Raw genomic sequence first — 17,196 nt, 5'->3', positions numbered from 1 at the left:
GCTCAACACCCTTACCTGGAGCGGCAGTACACGATGAGTGGACTCAAGGCAGCGAGGACGGCGCGAGCGTGGTCACAGGAACGACTCGTGCGGGAGATCGAACAGCACGCGCGCCAACACATGCTCCCCATCGCGTCGACGGCGAGTTTGCGGGTGTACGTATCGGAATGGGAGAACGGCCGCCGGACGCTCTCCGGTCACTACGCCAAGATCCTCCGCGCACTGCTGGGCATCACCGACGACGAGCTGTCGAGCGAAGCACAGCCGACGGCGCTGCCGGCCGCCGACGGATACGACGAGCTGATAGAGCGGATCGATGAGGCCCGGAACGTCAGCTTGACCCTGGTCAACACGTTCATGGATCAGACCGAACTCCTGCGGACCATCGACCGACAGATGGGCGCCGCGAGTCTGGTCGACCAGATGACGGCCCACTTGACCCGGCTGGAAGACGCCCTCACCTTCGCCGTACTGCCGACCACCCGGCGCCCGGTCGCCCTGGCGCTGACCGGAGCGGCGACCCTGGCAGCCTGGCAGGCCCTCGATGTCGGAGCGGTCCAACGAGCCTGGCGCCACTACGAACTGGGCAAGCGGGCAGCCCAGGAGGCCGAGGAACCCATGTACCTCGCGCATGCCACCGCCGAGCAGGCGTACGTACTGTGTGATGCCGGCCGCCCCGAGCTGGCCGTGCAACTGGTCCGCGACGCCCAACGGCTCGGCGGGCAGGGCATGTCTCCACGTCTCCGGGCATGGCTGTACGCAGCAGAGGCGGAGATCTGCGCACGAGCCGGGCTCCACGACGACTGCCGCAGAGCTCTGGAACTTGCGATGCAGCATCTGCCGAGCGGCAAGGAGGACCGCGACCCGGACATGCTGAGCATCTTCCTGAACGAACGCCACCTCACCAGATGGCGGGGGAACGCACTCGCCCTGATAGGCGACGCGGAAGCCGTCGACAACCTGTACGCCGCGCTGGACACGACCGACCCCACATTCATCCGCGCGAAGGCGGGACTGCACTGCGACGTGGCCCAGGCCCATGTGTCCCGCGGCGAGTACGACGAGGCACAGAAGCACCTACGAGAAGCCCGACTGCTGGCGAGTCGCACCAGGTCAGTCCGTCACAGGCGCCGCATCGAACAGCTCACGCAGCGCTTGTAGGAGACGTGCCGGCCCTACGCGAGCCGAGGAGGTGAAGAAGCGCAACCAGCGTCCCGGACCCCATCAACTCGCCACGGGCCATCAGCCCGGGAATGTCCGACAGAGGCACCCAGGCAATGTGCCCGGCCTCTTCCAGGTCGGTCGGCTCACCGACAAGCTTGGCCCCCCGCCCGATGAAGATCTCATGCGGCGAATCGACCATCCCGACCATGGGCTGATAGGTCACCAGATGCTCAAGCGCACTCGGCCGCCAGCCGGTCTCCTCCTCCACCTCGCGGAAGGCAGTCTGAAGAGGCTCCTCCCCCGGGTCGACAATGCCTCCGGGCAGCTCCCATCCGAAGGCGTCCGGGACGAAGCGATACCGCCACATCATCAACACCCGGTCCCGGTCGTCGACGACAGCGGCAATGGCTACGTGGTGCAGCTTGACGACGTGATGCTCGAAGCGTTCGACGCCGGGCGGCTCGACATCGACGAGGCTCAGCGTCACCCACCGGTTGTCATACAGCGTCCGCTCACCATGGATCTGCCACGGCTCAACGTCAGCCGGCGCCTCAATGGTCACGGACCGATCCGGCACCCGGTAGGAGCTACGGCCGTGCACTTCCACGACACCCTCGGTAACGAGCTTGGCCAGCACCTGCCGAAGAGCTGTACGGCCGATCTCCAGTTCCTCCGACAGTGCCCGCTCGGACGGGAGCTTGGACCCCGGCGAATACTTCCCCGTAGCGATCCACTCTCGGATCGTGCGGTAGACCCGCTCCGACTTCGGTCCCATCCGCTGAGCACGCTCCTGCCGTCGTTGGGCTTCATTGAGCTTCGTTGGGTGCTGCGGCAACAGCGTAGCCGCGCTCCAGCTCACGCGAGTAGACACCGACGGACGGAGAGGGGCGCCTGAGAGCGCGGTAGGACTTTCTCTACGTTCATCAAGGCGGCTCCGTAAGTTGTTGGATGGCCCGGAAGGGCGGGGTGTGGCTCAAGGCGGCTTGTCGAGTGTGGCTCGGAGCGAGTGGCCGCCGCGCCCTTCGGGGCACCTTGGCTGCTGATTGAGATGTGCGCGCCTTGTGCGGTCGCTGTTTACGGAGCAGACAGCGGGGTGTTCCTCGGGCCGACGGAATGCCATGCGGTGCGAGGAGGGGCGAGTGAGTGAGCCACGAACCCGAGTATGGGCCGGCGTCGATGCAGGCAAGGGGCATCACTGGGTGACGGTCGTCGACGAGACCGGCGCGACTCTGTGGTCAAAGAAGATCGACAACGACGAGTCGGCCATCCTGACCGCACTCGGCGAGATTCTCGGCCTGGCGGGCCAAGTCCACTGGGCCGTGGACATCTCCGGGACGTCCTCCGCGCTGCTGTTGGCCCTACTTGCGGCCCATGGCCAGCACGCTGTCTACGTGCCCGGCCGCACGGTCAATCGTATGTCCGGCGCCTACCGTGGCGAAGCGAAGACCGACGCCCGGGACGCCTATGTCATCGCCGAGACGGCACGTCACCGCAGCGACTTCGCCACCATCGATGTGCCCGCGCAGCTGGCCGCCGATCTCGCGCTGCTGACCGCTCACCGGTCAGACCTGGTCGCCGACCGGGTGCGGATGACAAACCGGCTTCGCGACGTGCTGACCGGCGTCTTCCCTGCCTTGGAGCGCTCCTTCGACTACTCGAACCACAAAGGCGCGCTGGTACTGCTGACCGGCTACCAGACCCCGGCCTCGATCCGCCGCCGCGGCCGGGCCCGGCTGACAGCCTGGCTGGCAGCCCGTAGCGTGCGGGGCGCCGACGCAGTGGCGACGACCGCGCTGGAGGCCGCTCAGGCCCAGCAGACCGCCCTCCCCGGCGAGGAGGTCGCCGCGCAGATCGTCGCCGACCTGGCGAGCCAGATCCTTGCCCTGGACGAACGCCTCAAGCGGATCGACCGGCAGATCCGCGACACCTTCCACCGCCACCCACAAGCGAAGATCATCGAGTCAATGCCCGGTCTGGGCCCAATACTTGGCGCCGAATTCGTCGTGGCGGCAGGCAACCTGGCGGCCTACACCGACGCCGGCCATCTCGCTTCCGCGGCCGGGCTCGTCCCCGTCCCCCGCGACTCGGGCCGCCGAACCGGTAACCTGCACCGCCCCAAGCGCTACAGCCGCCGCCTGCGACGTGTCTTCTACATGTCAGCGCAGACCAGCATCATCCGCGAGGGCCCGAACCGGGACTTCTACCTCAAGAAGCGCGGCGAGGGCTGCAACCACGTCCAGGCCGTCATCGCACTGGCCCGGCGACGCACCAGCGTCCTGTGGGCACTACTACGCGACAACCGGGCATTCACCAGCGCCCCGCCAGCCACGCAAGCGGCTTGACTCCGTCATTGAGACTCGCTTCGCTCCCCGCGCGCGGCCCGGCCCCCGGCCGGGCCTGCACTCCTGCCTTCGTCCCGCTCCAGCCCGGCCGGCGCCCGTGCCGCGCGCACAGCAATCAGCCGCCTGATACCAGAGAGGGGGTCGTCGTGGCTGGGGCGGTTGGCGAAGCGGCTTTAGGCAGCCACTTTGGGGCGAGCCTCTAAGATCATGGCCCCAACGTCGTGCTTTAGCGGGCAGGTCCACAGACTGCCCGACTCGCCGGAAGCTTAAGGGGCCATGATCACTCGCCCCAAAGCAGCTCCAGCCCAAAGCCGCTTCGCCAACCGCGCTGCTCAGCGGACGCCGTCTCCGATGCACCTACAACAGCACGGCTACGGCCCATCCCCAGACAGCAGGTCAGGGCCACCCACACCGCTGCCAGCATGCAGTTCCTCCAGTGACAGCACGTCCACAACAGAGCCACTGTCAGTGGCGGGCACTAGTCTTAGCTGTATCAAGTCCGCAGACCAGCGCAGCTGCCTGTGCGAGTACAAGGCATCTGCCACACTGGGTAGTAGATGTGGGCTGCTGCGGCTGAGGGCACGGCGGAAGGGGTGATGATGGCAGGAACCAGCACGCGCGAAGAACGTTTCAAACACACCCTAAACACGCTAGTTGAGCGTGAATGCGTAACACGGGAAACCCTACTTGACCTGCTGGGTTCCAAGGAATCATACGCAGCGTTGACTTCTGGCTCCCGCCTCCCTTCCGCATACGAAGCAACCTTGTTGAGTGCTTTTTTCAGAGTAGCTCCCGGCCTGCTACTTCAAGGCGACGAACCGTCAATGGGAGTAAGTCTCCGGCTTGGAACTATTGACGGAATCCACGACGTTAGCGATGCGGTTTCTCACGCCACCAAATTGCTAGCTACGGATCGCCTGACACGCGAGTGGGGTTGCATTCAACCAATCATTGACGTGGCAAGCTTCGCCCCATCAAAGGTTTGGCACGACCGTAACGCTGGTGAAAGAACTGCCGCGCGCCTGAGGGCCTACCTAGACTTCAGCGAGACCGAGCCGATAGAGGACCTAACAGGTCTCGTTGAGAGCCTCGGCGTTCCCGTCGAGTACAGGCAACTGCCAGACAAGGTCCACGGCATCTCAATCCCTGAAAAATGGGGAGATTGCGTTTCCTGGGTCGTAGTGATCAACTCAAATGACGTCTGGTCGAGGCAGCGTTTCACTCTGGCTCACGAACTCTGCCACGTGCTGCAGAATGATCCTGGGCAAGTGATCGTCGACCGCGCACAAATGCAAGACTTGCGCCCCGAAAGAATCGCAAATTCCTTTGCGCGGCACTTCCTTCTGCCAGAAGAAGCCCTTCTGGATAAGCTAGAGAAGCACGGATCAATTTCCACCAAAACACAAGCCGCTGCACTAGTTGCAGACATTATCTTGAATTACGGGGTTAGCCGCGACGCCACGATGATTGCGCTTGGCGAAGTCGCTGAAGATGACATCGAAAGATCACTCGTAGAGTTCTGTCAGACAGCACAAGTCAGCGAACTGATGCGCATCTCAGGATATTCCGCTACGTGGGATGAGTTGAATTCCACCCGCGGGGAAAGCTTTCCATCGGAACGGCTATCCCAACAGGTTCTCGATGCTTATGCTGAGCAACTAGTAAGTCTGCAAGCTGTTGCAGACGTCATCGCTAATGGTTCTGTCGAGAACGCTCGCTTGCAGCTAAGCGACGCAGGGTGGGATATGGACCAGCGGTGATCGGAGAACCTGGTCAGTCACAGCGTCGGCAGGTATCGCCGAGCTTCAAGCACCTGAAAGCGCTCGCGTCAGTCGGCTGACGATACGCAGGCACAGTGGCGAACGTCCGCGTCACCTCGTGGAAGCTGTCAAACAGTTCTGCGGCCTCCACGGGATCCGCCGTACATCCCAGTTCGGCCAGGAGCTGTCCGAGGTCCTTGCAGGGAATTCCATGGCTTTCTGCGACCTTGATCGCGCCACCGTCATTGGTAAGGAGCACGGTCTTAGCTCCGAGCCCTACGATTCGCGCAGCACAGACAATGCTGTGTGTCTCCCCGGCATGCTTGTGCGAAGAGGCCACAGAATCCATGGCCCTGCCGGCACGTTCAGCTGCGGCCGCATCGATTCCCTGCAACTGCCTTAGCACTTGGTCGAGCTTGGCGAACGTGTCGAACGTGTCCGACCCAGTCGGAAGGGGGCATTCCGCGATCCGCCCGTCATCGAGGTATCGGACGACGGTATCGGCACCGCTGCACAGCAACCGCGTTTGGGGCGTACGCTGCGCTTCGGACGTCCCCGAGAGCCGCCTGATCTCCGAGGCAACTGCCTGTGTTACCACGAGAGATGCCCCGTAGAGATCCAAGATCTTGTCGAGCATGACCGGCCTGCGAGCGAGCGCGCAAAGAAGCCCCGTGTCCGCCCACGCACGGAACACATCGACATGGCGCCGCGGCAGAGCAGGGGAAGTTGAGGTGCGGACACGCGCCTGCGTCCTCGGCTGGAGGCTTGGCCGCCGTAGGGCCATCCCCTTCGGAGAGGGGCGCTCCAGATCGTCCAACTCCCCCTCCGGCGACTTCCGATGTGCGCCGACGAGGCGTCAGAGCATCGTTCCTAGGGTAGCCGCCGCACCGTGCGGATGCACACGCCTCCGGCCTACCAGAAGCTCCGCACGGCTGAGAGCGTCACGGGATGCGAAACTGGTCATCATCTGCCTCGTCCGCGGCCGCGTCAGAACACCAACCGCGGACCGGGCACCACCGACAGTGCTCGCCTGGAGCGCTATTCCAGGTCGTATCACGATGCCACTTCTTGGCGCGCAGGCGCACTTCGGCCCTTGCCATGCGCAGTAGTCGAGCATCTGCAAGATCCCAGGAGAACACACGACTATCCTCGGAAGCCAAGACTTCCAGCTCAAGCCGCGCTTTGTCACTCTTATAGGGGCCCCGGTACCCGCTACCAATCAAATTGAGAAGCCAAGGTACCGCGAAGAACCTATCAAATGCTTCCTGGGAATCCCCTGGAAGGCTCAAGGTAGTCGTCTTACTTTCCCTGATCACGAAAGTTTCATCGGAATCCACATACAGCAAGTCGGGCTTGCTGACAATCACAACATCCGCTTGTGCATCATATCCGTATACCGATACTTCACTCCCAATTACTTGCACCCCTTCCCCAAGTGGGCATATAGCGGCATGCTGTGTGATATATTCCCGCGAGTCCAGATAATCCTTTTCATCGAGGCCGGCAGGAAAGTTACCATCAATCGCATCTAGATCACTGGGATCACACTTGTGACTGCTCATGTGAGATCGAGCCAGCCATTCATGAATAACTCTGCCTCGTTCCGAGGAAGAGGAAGGGGGCGCACTCGATGGCTCTCTGGGCATGTTGCTCGAAACCAGGTGCCATTGGGCAGGGCATTTTTCGTAGACCTCTAGGTCACCCGCACTGACTGAGCGGGTGGCCGGGCCTTTACGGGACTGTCCGAGGAAGCCGTCAAGCTTCTCCAAAGAGGAGCAGCACCCTGAGATTTTGCATCGTCCGCAGCTATTTCCTGGAGTCGGCCTATTTGACGTGACGATCTTGCTTACGATCGGAAACACTTTTGCGGCATACAGCGACTCTGCCAGGGAGGGGCTGCCGTCGAATAGGATCTCCGTGGATCCGTCACCGAGACCGAATTCTATAACGCGAATCCGCACCAGATGCCCCCGCGGCCGGAACAATGCCGCGATGTGAGCCGCCGTGATTGCCCAGTTCTCAACATCCTCGGCGACTGGGCGAGCCTGGCCGAAACGGAGCTTGCGAACTTCCCGGACACCAGATTCGTTGTCGTACACGGGCGCCCAGACCGTCAGCTGATTTGACGGGATATTAGGGTCCGGGACAGCCGATGGGTCACACACTCGGAGCTTGAGAGGCCCCAGTTCGGATTCTGATATGTCGTGGCAGTTGAGGTAATTTTCAATAGCTCGAACTATATAATTTCTTTCTCCTCTGTGCAACTGATACTGAGCTAGTTCGATCTGCATCTGCCTATTCAGCGTTTCCCAGTCGGGGGATCTCAGAGCATCGTGCAGCCTCAGGCTTACGTCGCGGACAATACCGAGGACAAATGTCTGCGTGTCGTCCCGTCTGCGTACCCAGTCTGTTGGCTTGAGCTTGGGACGCACCTTTAGCGCTCCATGCAGACCACATCCGTGAGGCAGCCCTTGCACATCTGACGCACTCACGCGAAGTAGGTCCGACTGCCCGCTGAACCTCGGCCCCACACCCGGCGCCGCCATCCGGCCCCCTTGCTGCGCAACGTTACGATCAATGTCACAGAGTAAACAAGTATGACAGGTGAGCGCCCTATCGGCGGAACAGCGGGGAATCACGATGAATAGAGCCGGAGGGCGACGAGCCCGCACTATGACGATCACGCAGGTCAGCGACCAAATCGGCCGCCGATGATCGCAGCTTCCCAGCTGATGGCCCTCGCGGCTCAGGAGGTCAAGAGGCTATGTCGAGCCAGTAGCCTGCGACCGTCCGCCGGTGGCGTGCTAGGAGGCTCCATGGAAGCTACCGCTCTCACCAGTCCCGACCGACCGTGGCAGCGCAGGAGGTCCATGGAGCGTCCGAGCCGTGTTCCAGCGGTGGCCGGGGTCTACGGATGGCACTTCGAGCATGCGGCCCACCCCGACCTAATTCCTAATGCGGTGGTCCTACCTGCGATGCCGGACGTACCAGCCCAACCAGAAGCGACAGCAGGAACGTCCACACGGTCGTCGCTACGTTGTAGGGCCGGTACACGCTGGCCAGCATGCAGGGACGGATACCGACATGCGGCGTGGCAGCCCTGCACTACAAGCGCACCAGGTCAAGCCGGGTTCGGCGGCTAACCAACGCCGCACGGACCCGACATTAATCGCTCGGCGCGTCAGCCCGTTACGCGTGAACCGCGTCCGGCAGCACCTTCCGAAGCGCACTACGCACTGCCGGCCCGGCCTCTGATACCTGACGCAGATCAGCACTTCTCAGGTAGCGATAGCTCTGCGGCGGATGGAAGGTCCCTGCAGCGCGCAGTGCACTGAGGGGCACGGGCTCGTCGAAGAGCACGGGATTCTCCAAGGTCAGACCGCTCGCCTGGGTAGCACCGTCCATGTAGGCGTCGTACTCGCGTCGAGTGATCCCTGTCTTCGCATGATGCGCTGACCAGACGTCCTTGGGGGAGCCCACATGGACCGAAGCAATGCGCGCCATGCCCACCAGGGCCATGGTGGGCGCAGTTGCGTACAGCAGAACCGGGGTTCCGGGCGGCGCAGCGACGCGCTGGCGGCGGACCTCCACCGTCTTACTGCCAGCCAGGATCGCGTTGGCGAAGCGCGGGTGGACGGACAGCAGCATCGCGCGTTCCGGATCGTTCACGTCGTTCGGTGCCCCTCTTGGTAGACCGTCTGGAACAGCTCGTTACTGATCTTCGACAGGGAGATCAGCGACAACGGTAGTCCCAGCTCCATCGCCAGGGAGGTCAATCGCCGCAGCGTCACCGGCTTCGGGAAGATCTCGGTGTCCGAGAACCTGAGTGCCATGGCCCGACCGGAAGCGTCGGCGGCTTCCTGAACCTCAGCCTGACCATATACGCCCAGGTGTTCGAATCTCGCGAAGAGGGTGTCGGGTGTGTCGATGAGCACCTCGTCGAGTCGCGAACTGCCCACCACCATCTGGCCTTCGCCCGGGGAGTTGCCCTCGCTGACGTACCAGAGCAGGCGAGCCGGAACGCTCTCTCTGCGGCGGCCCGATGAGCGGTAGTAGACATGCTCTCTGCTGATGCCCAGGACGTCACTGCGCGGAATGAGCATGGCGGGCACGTTGAACAACTCGCTCGACCAGCGCGGCTTAATGGGCACCAGGAAGGACGGCAGCTTCGAGTCAATGACCTTTGCCGGCCACCACGCACGCTCCACTACGGCAGCCACCTCGGCGGGCATGCCGGGGCGGAGCTCGGTAGTGTCGACAGTCAGTTCGCGGGCGAGCGCTCCGGCTACAGCCTCCACTTCCGCTGCCGTCCCGCACACATTCACCAGGAGGGCGACGAGCCTGCCGTCATGCTCGAAGAACCCATCGTCGCTGGCCGCGGACCTGGCGGCCTCGGAGGGACGCGGATCGCTGATGCGGATAATCTCTGCACCGCAGTCCCGGCCGAGCCGCTTGATTAGGAAGAGGAGCTGTCGGGCCAGAGTCTGTTCCAGTGGATGGCCAGCCGTGCGGAGGACTGGGACAATCAGAGTTCGTCCGTCCAGTGCCCATGTGTAGAGGGCGACAGGGCGGCCCTGACCATCGCGGAGCAGCTCGCGGCGCCAGGCGACCGCGCCCTCGTTCAGCGACCGCAGCCGCTCGGCGAAGGCCGACCCGTCGTCGCCACCCGATTGGTGGAAAAAGGCGACCAGTTCATCCTCCGCACCTGGTGCCACCTCTCCGGACCGGAACTCCGTGCCCATCAGATCAGCCGGACGGTACACCTGAGCCTGTCGCAACTCGTCCACGTGCAGCGTCACGGTAGAAGGTGAGACGACCCGGACACGGCCGACCTCCCAGGCCACGTCGGTCAGGCGGGACAGCAGTGGATCACGGGTCGCCAGGACTTGCAGACCGGCGCACGAAGTCTCGGCCACATACCGCAGGCGGACGCGAAGCCCAGCGTCGACGGCCAGGTCGGGCATGGCCTGCGTAGCGGCTTGGAGCAGTTCACGGCTTCGCTCGTCTACGGCCGCCAAGTCCGGGGAGAGCTTGCGCAGGCCGGTCAGCGCCGCCCGCTGGTGTTGACGTTCTGCCGTGTCCGGGAGATCCCGGATCTCATGTACCAACTGGGGTGTGTAGGCGAGTTCGACGAGATCCGCCATCCAGCCGGCTTCCAGCGCGCGGGATTCCTCCGCGTCGGCCGTGTCAGCGAGGCCGCGCAGATCGGCGAACACTCCATGGTCGACGGTTACCACCAGGAGCGCGTCGCTCTCCATCTCCGTGAACAGGTCCGGATGGCCGAGATCCAACCACCATCCGTCCAAGATCTCACCATCACGGCCCCGCCCGCGCACCTCGCCATCCGGGATGAAGCCGAGACTCCTCCACATCCCGCTCAGGTTGTAGTCCCGTCGACACTTGGCCTTGATCCCGAGTCGCTGTGGGTACCGCTCTTTGACGCCCTCCACCAGTTGGCGGGCGATTCCCCGGCCACGCTGTTCCTCCGCCACACACAGGTGTGCGAGCCGAATACGCGCGCTCCTCTTCGGTAGTCCGAACAGCGCGTAGCCGAGCACCTCGCCCCCTTCAACGGCGGCCAGAAGGCCGCCGTCTTCCACTGCCTTCCGGTAAGCGGGAGGTGTGAGAAGTCCCAGCGTCTTCGTGTAGCGATCGCCCAGGGCTACGGCCTTGTTGATCAGCTCGTCCTGCGCAGGCGAAACGGACACCAACTTGATCGCCATCGCTCCCCCTCCAGTTGGGCCGGTGACTGCCGGCGCAACTCCCCTGTCATTACATACAGGGGAAGCTGATCTCATTGACGGCCGTCCCTCAAGGGGGCACAAGGGGCGCACGGTGCTCCGGAGACTGTCAGAAACACCTTTACGCCTCCCTTGGTCCCGTCTGCTTCGCTGCTGACTCACGCAGCTGCTGCCGCACCTCGGTATCGATACCCTGGGCCAGCCTGCGCTGGCGCTTTGCCATCGAGTGCTGGAAGATCTGCTAGGCGCTCAAGGACCGGCCCACGCGGACCATGGGATCCTGCAACTTGGCACACACCATCGTGGCCGGCTGTCGTCGGCGGGGGTTCGTGCCACAACCGTGCCAGATGCAGGGGTCAGCCAGGTCAAATCCGGTGCCTCATGAGCGAGTACTCGTCCGTGTCCTGGCCTGGTTCGATGCCCAGAGACCCGTCACCAGCGCCGCTGAGGCCGGGGTCTTCACGCCGCGCATGGCGGGACTGTTGCGGCACGCCGCCCACGATCGGCGGTGGGTGTCCAACCTGGCTGGAGTCGCGGGAGCCGCGGTTACGGCAACCGCGTTCACCCGCTTTGCCCGCCAACGTCGATGACAGTGACGACTGCCCTGGACCGACTACCGATTGGCTGACACTTCTCTTTCGCGGCCGGTGCAGCGCAGCCACTCGTTGTAGCGCCACCTGAGGGCATCTGGGTGCGGTAGACGCTCCAGGGTGAGCTTCGGATGCGCGATGCCCATGCTTTCCAGGCTCGGCCCATCAGGACGTGCCTCCGCACTCAGGGTGTCAGGATTGATGGCGAAGAGGTGGGCGTCGAATGCCCTGTGCAGCGCTGCGTTCATGGGTAGCCCGTTACGGGCATCCGAGGTACCGCCGTCAGCGTCACCTCGGAGGTGCGCCGCCTCAACCATCTGCGGCACCGCAATCCCCGTGAGGGGGCAACGCGGCCCGTATCTCTGGAACACTTCGAGCTTGAACCGCGCCTGGTCCGGTCGTGTGACTACCGTCCCGTTACGCCGGCGCCGCCTGTTGCCCTCGAGCTGGAACGGCTGCTCTTCCGAGCGATCGTGATCGAGAACTCGAACAGGTGGGGTATCACCGAACTTGACGAGAAAGAGGCTGCTCCCATCTTCCCAGCCCTCTACCCAGGCGAGCTGCACGCCTCGACGATCGCCATGCTCAGTGATCACAAACACGGGGAGCCGGAGGGTGGCCGCCGCCTTCGTGGCATTGACTTCGCCGAGGTCGCGTCCTCGTTGCCGTGTCACCGGGTAGTGGTAGAGCACTCCGCTCTCATCCAGGTCATCGGGGTAGTGCTGCCCGGTGTGCTTGAGCCCAATCGTCACGCCGTCGGGGTGGATTCTCTGAGTGCGAGACTTGTCTACCCAGATGCCCCGAAAGTTGCCGTACACGCCCACCGCGCGGACAGCATCCGCGGTGACGAGCCCGGAGCTGTCCCGACGTGCGAGCAGGTTCTCCCACAGAGTCAGACGCCATTCACGCTCGGCCTCTACCGTCTCAGAGTGGCTATCGAAGACTGTGAACCCCATCGCACGGAGGACCGGGTTCGTGGAAGAAGCGGCCTCGCCGCCATAGAACTTGTCATGCGGCAAGGGACCATCGCTCGGGTATTGATAGCCGTATGCAACGCCCGCAATCGCCTTGGCGTCGTAGAGCCGTCCAGCGTGACTGAGGTAGTACTGCGTCGAGGGTCCGAACCCATACCGCGCTCGGAACGCTGGTCCTCCCCGCCTGTCGTACTCGGCGAGAGCCTCATGTACAGCTGCGGCACTGGTCAGTTCCGTGATCCTCACTGCCCACCCCTAGGTCTCGTATGGTGGTGAGAGCCTAGACAACAGCACTGACATCGGGCCTTGAGGCAGTGGTGTCGGTGCTGGCGCAGCCGTAGCCCTCGCCGGCCACAAGGCACCGGCAGGGCCGATGGCGCCAGACTTCCGTCTTGCCCAGCGCACACAGCACCAAGCCGAGGATCAGGCGGTTGACCTAACTCTGAGACTATGGCAGATAGGGTGACGGAGCATCAGAACTGGCCCTACGATCTGTGCTCTCCCTCCGAGCCGAGCAGCACCAAGGGGCCCTAGGACCATGACCAGTGCTTACGAGTCAGACCCCATCTTCGAGACGGTGCCGAGGCAACTCTCGAACCTCGTAACTCGCATCCGTGGCCGTGAGATTGCACTTCCCGACTTCCAAAGAGACTTTGTATGGGACGCGACTAAGACGGAAGAGCTAATCCGATCAATTATCTCCAAGTTCCCTGTCGGAACACTACTCTTCTGGAAACAAGGGGCCGAACCACTCTTCGCAAGCAGGGAGTTCGAGGGGGCTCCCGAACTCGGTGACAAGAGTCCAGCTGAGCTAGTTCTCGACGGTCAACAGCGGCTCACCGCGTTGTACCAGGCACTGACCGGAACAGGTGATGAGCGCTTCTACCTGAAGGTCGACGAGTTCGTCAGTGTAGAAAGGGACGATGTTCTCGAATTCCACGAAGTGAACTTCGATAAAGCCATCGTCTCAGTTCCCGTAGCAACCACCAAGGCGCAGGAAAAGAAGAATAGCAGCCTGATCGGCGTCTCACATTTCCCGATTGCAGAGGTGGTCACGTTCGACGATTGGCTCGACGAGTATGTGGATGAACTCAGCAGTCGCGACAATCAAATCTCGACCAAAGCAGTCAAGTCCCTATACAGGAGGATGCGAGACAAGTACATCGTCCCACTCAGGTCTTACGGGCTCCCAGTACTAACTCTTCCCGAGACCACGCCAATTGAAGCCGTCTGCACTATTTTTGAAACGCTCAACCGTACGGGTAAGCCATTGGGGCCATTCGAGCTCCTCACCGCCAGATACTATCCGCAGAATGTAAATCTGCGCGAGTATTGGGATGAGGCACGGGATAACTACAAGGCTCTAGTCGACTTCAGTATTGACCCCTACAACATACTCCAAGCGGTCTGCCTCAGAGCCCACAAATCGGCACAGCGGTCAGATGTACTAAAAAAACTGACCGCGGAAAACATCAAGGAGCATTGGACCCCAATAGTCAAGGGAATCGCCGGAGTCCTCGACATGCTCCAGTCCGACTGTGGAGTCGTCTCACCTAAGTGGTTGCCATACGGCATGCTCCTCATCCCGATGGCAGCCACTTGGCCAGAGATTCAGGACCTCAAGCCTCTGGATCGGGCAAAAGCCTTCGAGAGACTGCAACGGTTCTTCTGGTGCAGTGTGTTCACCACCAACTACGATCAGGGCGCAAACAGTCAAGTGGGCGCCGACTACGCTCTCCTCAAGAAATGGGCTGTGACCGGAGAAGGGCCTGCTCCGGAAGCAGTCCACGAGTTGCCACTGAACGCTTCGACCATTAGGTCGGCTTCAATCCGCAGAAAGGCCCTCTATGCGGGACTCATGTGCCTTCTCGTGAAGAGCCGAGCCGAGGACTTTCACACCGGGCAGGCACTAACCGTCCATCGCGTAAACGAGACGGGGGTGCAGATCGATTCGCACCACATCTTCCCCAAGGCTTGGCTCAAAAAGAAAGAAACAAAAGAGAGTTCTGAGCTTCTCCTCAATCGCAGCCTGATTGATGCCGAGACTAACCGCATCATCCGCGACAGAGCTCCTAGCGAATATTTGCAAGACATGGCCAAGTCCTATGGTGAAGATAAGCTTCGCTCAGTTCTCTCATCCCATGCAATCAGCAGCGGTCCAGGAACCGGTATTTCTCGCGATGACTATGGGGCATTCTTGAATGAGCGATTGGCCACCGTACTGGAGCTTCTGGAGCGCGCCACTGGGCGAACTCTGCTAGAAGAGGAGGTCACCGAAGAGGACTCTTAGTCCACGGCCCGTCCGCCTTCCCGGTCGCCTAGCAGCAGCGCCCATGCAGGCGGCCATGCGCCTCATGACCGGCCGGTGGCCATGGACCATTTGTGGACTCGGCGGGCCTTCCCTAGCTCGAAAAGCCCTTTGACCAGCAGCAATAAACGAGACCGAAGCGGCCTCCGGAGCCGTGTGCATCTTCAGACCCGGCAGCGAGACGTGCACGATTCCCATACACGAGCAGGAGCCCCGCCCGATGGCGAGGCTCCTCTTGTACTGCGTAGCCCTGTCCCGGAGTTCCCGGGCGGTGATCAAGCGCTCATTCGTCTTCAGGGTGCCCAGGTGTTGCCAGGCGCTCTCCGCGGCTCGTCGCCACGCGGATCACGTCTCGTAGGGCGCCGGCCAGTTGGCCCGCGAGGAGGCTCAGCTTGTGCACGTTCATGGGCGTGCCATCGGGGACCTGACGCGCTTCCTCCAGGAGCTCTCTTGCCATACCCAGCTGAACTGACTCGATGTGGTCCGCGAGGCGGGACATGTAGCCCTCGGGGTCGTCGGTACTGAGGTAGCAGGGCTTGCCGTCCGGTCCCGCCCAGGGCAGGAGCCTGAGCCCCCTCTGTGCCGTCATGTCTGCGCGCCTCTCGGTCACCTTGGTGGGGAGTGTCGGTGTGCCGCCTGCCGCTGCATGGCACGGGCAGTCGCAGGTCTCGTAGATCAGCGGGATACCCGTCGGCGCCGCAGCCGGAGAGGATTCGGCGCAGTCGCGGTGCGTCCCGATCCGGCATGCTGCCGATCTGTAGGCGACGTTCGGGCTACGCGGCTGTTCCTGCGAGGACATCAGCCAACCCCCCACAGGACCGGGTGCCCCTCGGCCGGCCACTGGCGTCCCGCAGCAGCCCCTGCCGGATGCTGCGCCCGTTGCTCCCACGCCAGGACGTACGGGCGGACGAGGGCGACGTCTTCGCTCCTCAGCGAGCGGCGGTACCTAGCCCGTTCCAGGGCATACCCCAAAGCCGCCGCCTGCTCCTCAAGGGGCGCCGCGGGGGCCGGACGGGCCAGTGAACGAGCGCGAGTTAACGGGCGGCGGTGCCGGCCCTTGGGTGAACGCCGGTCCCTAGCAAGGGAGACGGCGCGGCGGATACGGTTGAGCACGCTGAATCAGCTCCTATCGCTGACGGCCAGGTCCCCCGACATCGCCCGTCGTGGGGACCTCCTTCTTCACCACCGCCGCCCAGAGAGTGCGGCCGTTCACGCTGGCGGCGAGGAGCCCGAACCGGTCCGCCTCGGCCACCGCTTCCAGGACCTCTCTCCACGACTCGACGGAGAGCGAATCCGGTAACTCCGCTTCGACCGACGTGCGGTCGGCGTGCTCCTCCACGCGCACGGAGAGTCCGACGGCGGACAGCCGGGCGGCGATGGCCGCCGCTTTCGATCCCGAAGCGGGCACAGGCAGCCTCCGTCACCAGCGATCACTTTCAGTGAAGCTAGTTAACTAGATTAGAGCTAGTGGACTAGATTTTCCACATGCCTGAGCAGCCGCCCTATCTCCGCATCGCCGACGAGCTACGACGGCGCATCGCCGAGCGGGTCTGGGAACCGGGAGACCGCCTGCCGTCGAGGGCCCAGATCGGCCACGAGTGCGGTGTGGGCGAGAACGTCGTCCGCCGGGCGCAAGAGTTGCTGATCTCACAGGGCGTACTGGAGGGCCGGGCCGGATCCGGCACCTACGTCGCCGAGCCCCGCCAACGCGTCCGTGTCGTACGGTCCTCCGCGCGCGAGGACTCCCAAGAGTCGCCGTTCCGGGCCGACATGAGGGCTCTCGGCAAGCAAGGCGACTGGGAGAGCCGGACCGACGCCAAGGTGCCGGCCCCGGCGGACATCGCCGCGCGGCTCGGTATCGGCGAGGGCGATCTGTGCGTCCGCACCGCGTACGAGTTTCTCGCCGACGGCCGGCCCGTGCAGCTCTCCACGAGCTGGGAACCCTACGACCTCACCGCCGGTACCCTCGTCGTCCTTCCCGAGGGCGGACCTCACGCCGGGGCCGGCGTCGTCAACCGCATGGCCGCGATCGGCATCACGGTCAGCCACGCCGTCGAGCAGCCCGAGCCCCGCCAGGCCACCGCCGAGGAAGCGTCCCTCCTCGGCATCCAGAAGGCCGCCCTCGTCACTCACATCCGACGGACCTACTACAGCGACCAAGGACGGCCCGTGGAGACCGCGGACATCGTCATTCCCGCCGCACACTGCGAGATCGTCTACGAGATCCCCATCAACCCGTAGGCCCCAGTCGGTTCTGACGCCCCGTGTCGAATACCTGTCGACGGAGCCCAGGACGCCTCCACGCGCGCCAGCTACC

The 17,196-nt window shown here is 63.2% G+C and carries 13 protein-coding genes; 5 read left to right on the top strand and 8 right to left on the bottom strand.

What is annotated here, in order from left to right:
* Nucleotides 1–120: 120 nt before the first annotated feature.
* Nucleotides 121–1,161, top strand: a complete 1,041-nt coding sequence (locus tag K1J60_RS28720; RefSeq protein ID WP_220651747.1) for a tetratricopeptide repeat protein — start codon at nt 121–123, stop codon at nt 1,159–1,161.
* Here the strand turns inward: K1J60_RS28720 and K1J60_RS28715 are convergent.
* Complete coding sequence (locus tag K1J60_RS28715; RefSeq protein WP_220648727.1) at nt 1,145–1,939, bottom strand: GntR family transcriptional regulator; 795 nt, start codon at nt 1,937–1,939, stop codon at nt 1,145–1,147. The two genes, K1J60_RS28720 and K1J60_RS28715, sit on opposite strands and share 17 nt — an antisense overlap.
* A 364-nt stretch (nt 1,940–2,303) precedes the next feature.
* Here K1J60_RS28715 and K1J60_RS28710 point away from each other — a divergent pair, with 364 nt between their 5' ends.
* Nucleotides 2,304–3,506 carry an IS110 family RNA-guided transposase gene (locus K1J60_RS28710; protein WP_220648726.1) on the top strand — a complete coding sequence of 401 codons (1,203 nt, stop codon included), beginning with the start codon at nt 2,304–2,306 and terminating at the stop codon, nt 3,504–3,506.
* Between the two features lie 557 nt (nt 3,507–4,063).
* The gene (locus K1J60_RS28705; RefSeq protein ID WP_220648725.1) at nt 4,064–5,266 is read left to right on the top strand and encodes an ImmA/IrrE family metallo-endopeptidase; all 1,203 of its coding nucleotides are present in this window, start codon (nt 4,064–4,066) and stop codon (nt 5,264–5,266) included.
* Between the two features lie 13 nt (nt 5,267–5,279).
* Here the strand turns inward: K1J60_RS28705 and K1J60_RS28700 are convergent, their stop codons facing one another.
* The 5 genes from K1J60_RS28700 to K1J60_RS28680 form a co-directional block, all read right to left on the bottom strand.
* Nucleotides 5,280–5,903, bottom strand: coding sequence for a hypothetical protein (locus K1J60_RS28700; RefSeq protein ID WP_220648724.1), 624 nt, complete (start codon nt 5,901–5,903; stop codon nt 5,280–5,282).
* 304 nt (nt 5,904–6,207) lie between these two features.
* Nucleotides 6,208–7,698: a PD-(D/E)XK nuclease family protein gene (locus K1J60_RS28695; protein ID WP_220648723.1), complete on the bottom strand. Its 1,491-nt coding sequence runs from the start codon at nt 7,696–7,698 to the stop codon at nt 6,208–6,210.
* A gap of 757 nt (nt 7,699–8,455) precedes the next feature.
* Nucleotides 8,456–8,935 carry an ASCH domain-containing protein gene (locus tag K1J60_RS28690; RefSeq protein WP_259407959.1) on the bottom strand — a complete coding sequence of 160 codons (480 nt, stop codon included), beginning with the start codon at nt 8,933–8,935 and terminating at the stop codon, nt 8,456–8,458.
* Nucleotides 8,932–10,989: a GNAT family N-acetyltransferase gene (locus tag K1J60_RS28685; protein WP_220648722.1), complete on the bottom strand. Its 2,058-nt coding sequence runs from the start codon at nt 10,987–10,989 to the stop codon at nt 8,932–8,934. The genes K1J60_RS28690 and K1J60_RS28685 overlap by 4 nt, the downstream gene beginning before the upstream one ends.
* A gap of 631 nt (nt 10,990–11,620) precedes the next feature.
* Entirely contained in the window at nt 11,621–12,817 is a 1,197-nt protein-coding gene (locus tag K1J60_RS28680; RefSeq protein WP_220648721.1) for an HNH endonuclease, read from the bottom strand.
* A 292-nt stretch (nt 12,818–13,109) separates the two neighbouring features.
* On the opposite strand from K1J60_RS28680, the gene K1J60_RS28675 reads away from it, so the two are divergent.
* A complete protein-coding gene (locus tag K1J60_RS28675; RefSeq protein ID WP_220648720.1) occupies nt 13,110–14,861 on the top strand; it encodes a GmrSD restriction endonuclease domain-containing protein in 1,752 nt (583 codons plus the stop codon).
* A 301-nt stretch (nt 14,862–15,162) separates the two neighbouring features.
* Here the strand turns inward: K1J60_RS28675 and K1J60_RS28670 are convergent, their stop codons facing one another.
* Both K1J60_RS28670 and K1J60_RS28665 read right to left on the bottom strand, forming a co-directional pair.
* Nucleotides 15,163–15,468, bottom strand: coding sequence for a hypothetical protein (locus tag K1J60_RS28670; protein WP_220648719.1), 306 nt, complete (start codon nt 15,466–15,468; stop codon nt 15,163–15,165).
* Nucleotides 15,469–16,005: 537 nt separating this feature from the next.
* Nucleotides 16,006–16,287 carry a hypothetical protein gene (locus tag K1J60_RS28665; protein WP_220648718.1) on the bottom strand — a complete coding sequence of 94 codons (282 nt, stop codon included), beginning with the start codon at nt 16,285–16,287 and terminating at the stop codon, nt 16,006–16,008.
* A gap of 77 nt (nt 16,288–16,364) precedes the next feature.
* Between K1J60_RS28665 and K1J60_RS28660 the strand changes: the two genes are divergently transcribed.
* Nucleotides 16,365–17,120: a GntR family transcriptional regulator gene (locus tag K1J60_RS28660; protein WP_220648717.1), complete on the top strand. Its 756-nt coding sequence runs from the start codon at nt 16,365–16,367 to the stop codon at nt 17,118–17,120.
* Nucleotides 17,121–17,196: the final 76 nt, after the last annotated feature.

The organism is Streptomyces akebiae, assembly GCF_019599145.1.
GTDB lineage: Bacteria > Actinomycetota > Actinomycetes > Streptomycetales > Streptomycetaceae > Streptomyces > Streptomyces akebiae.
The sequence above is the reverse complement of the archived record's forward strand: the minus strand, read 5'-3'. Positions and strand labels throughout refer to the sequence as shown.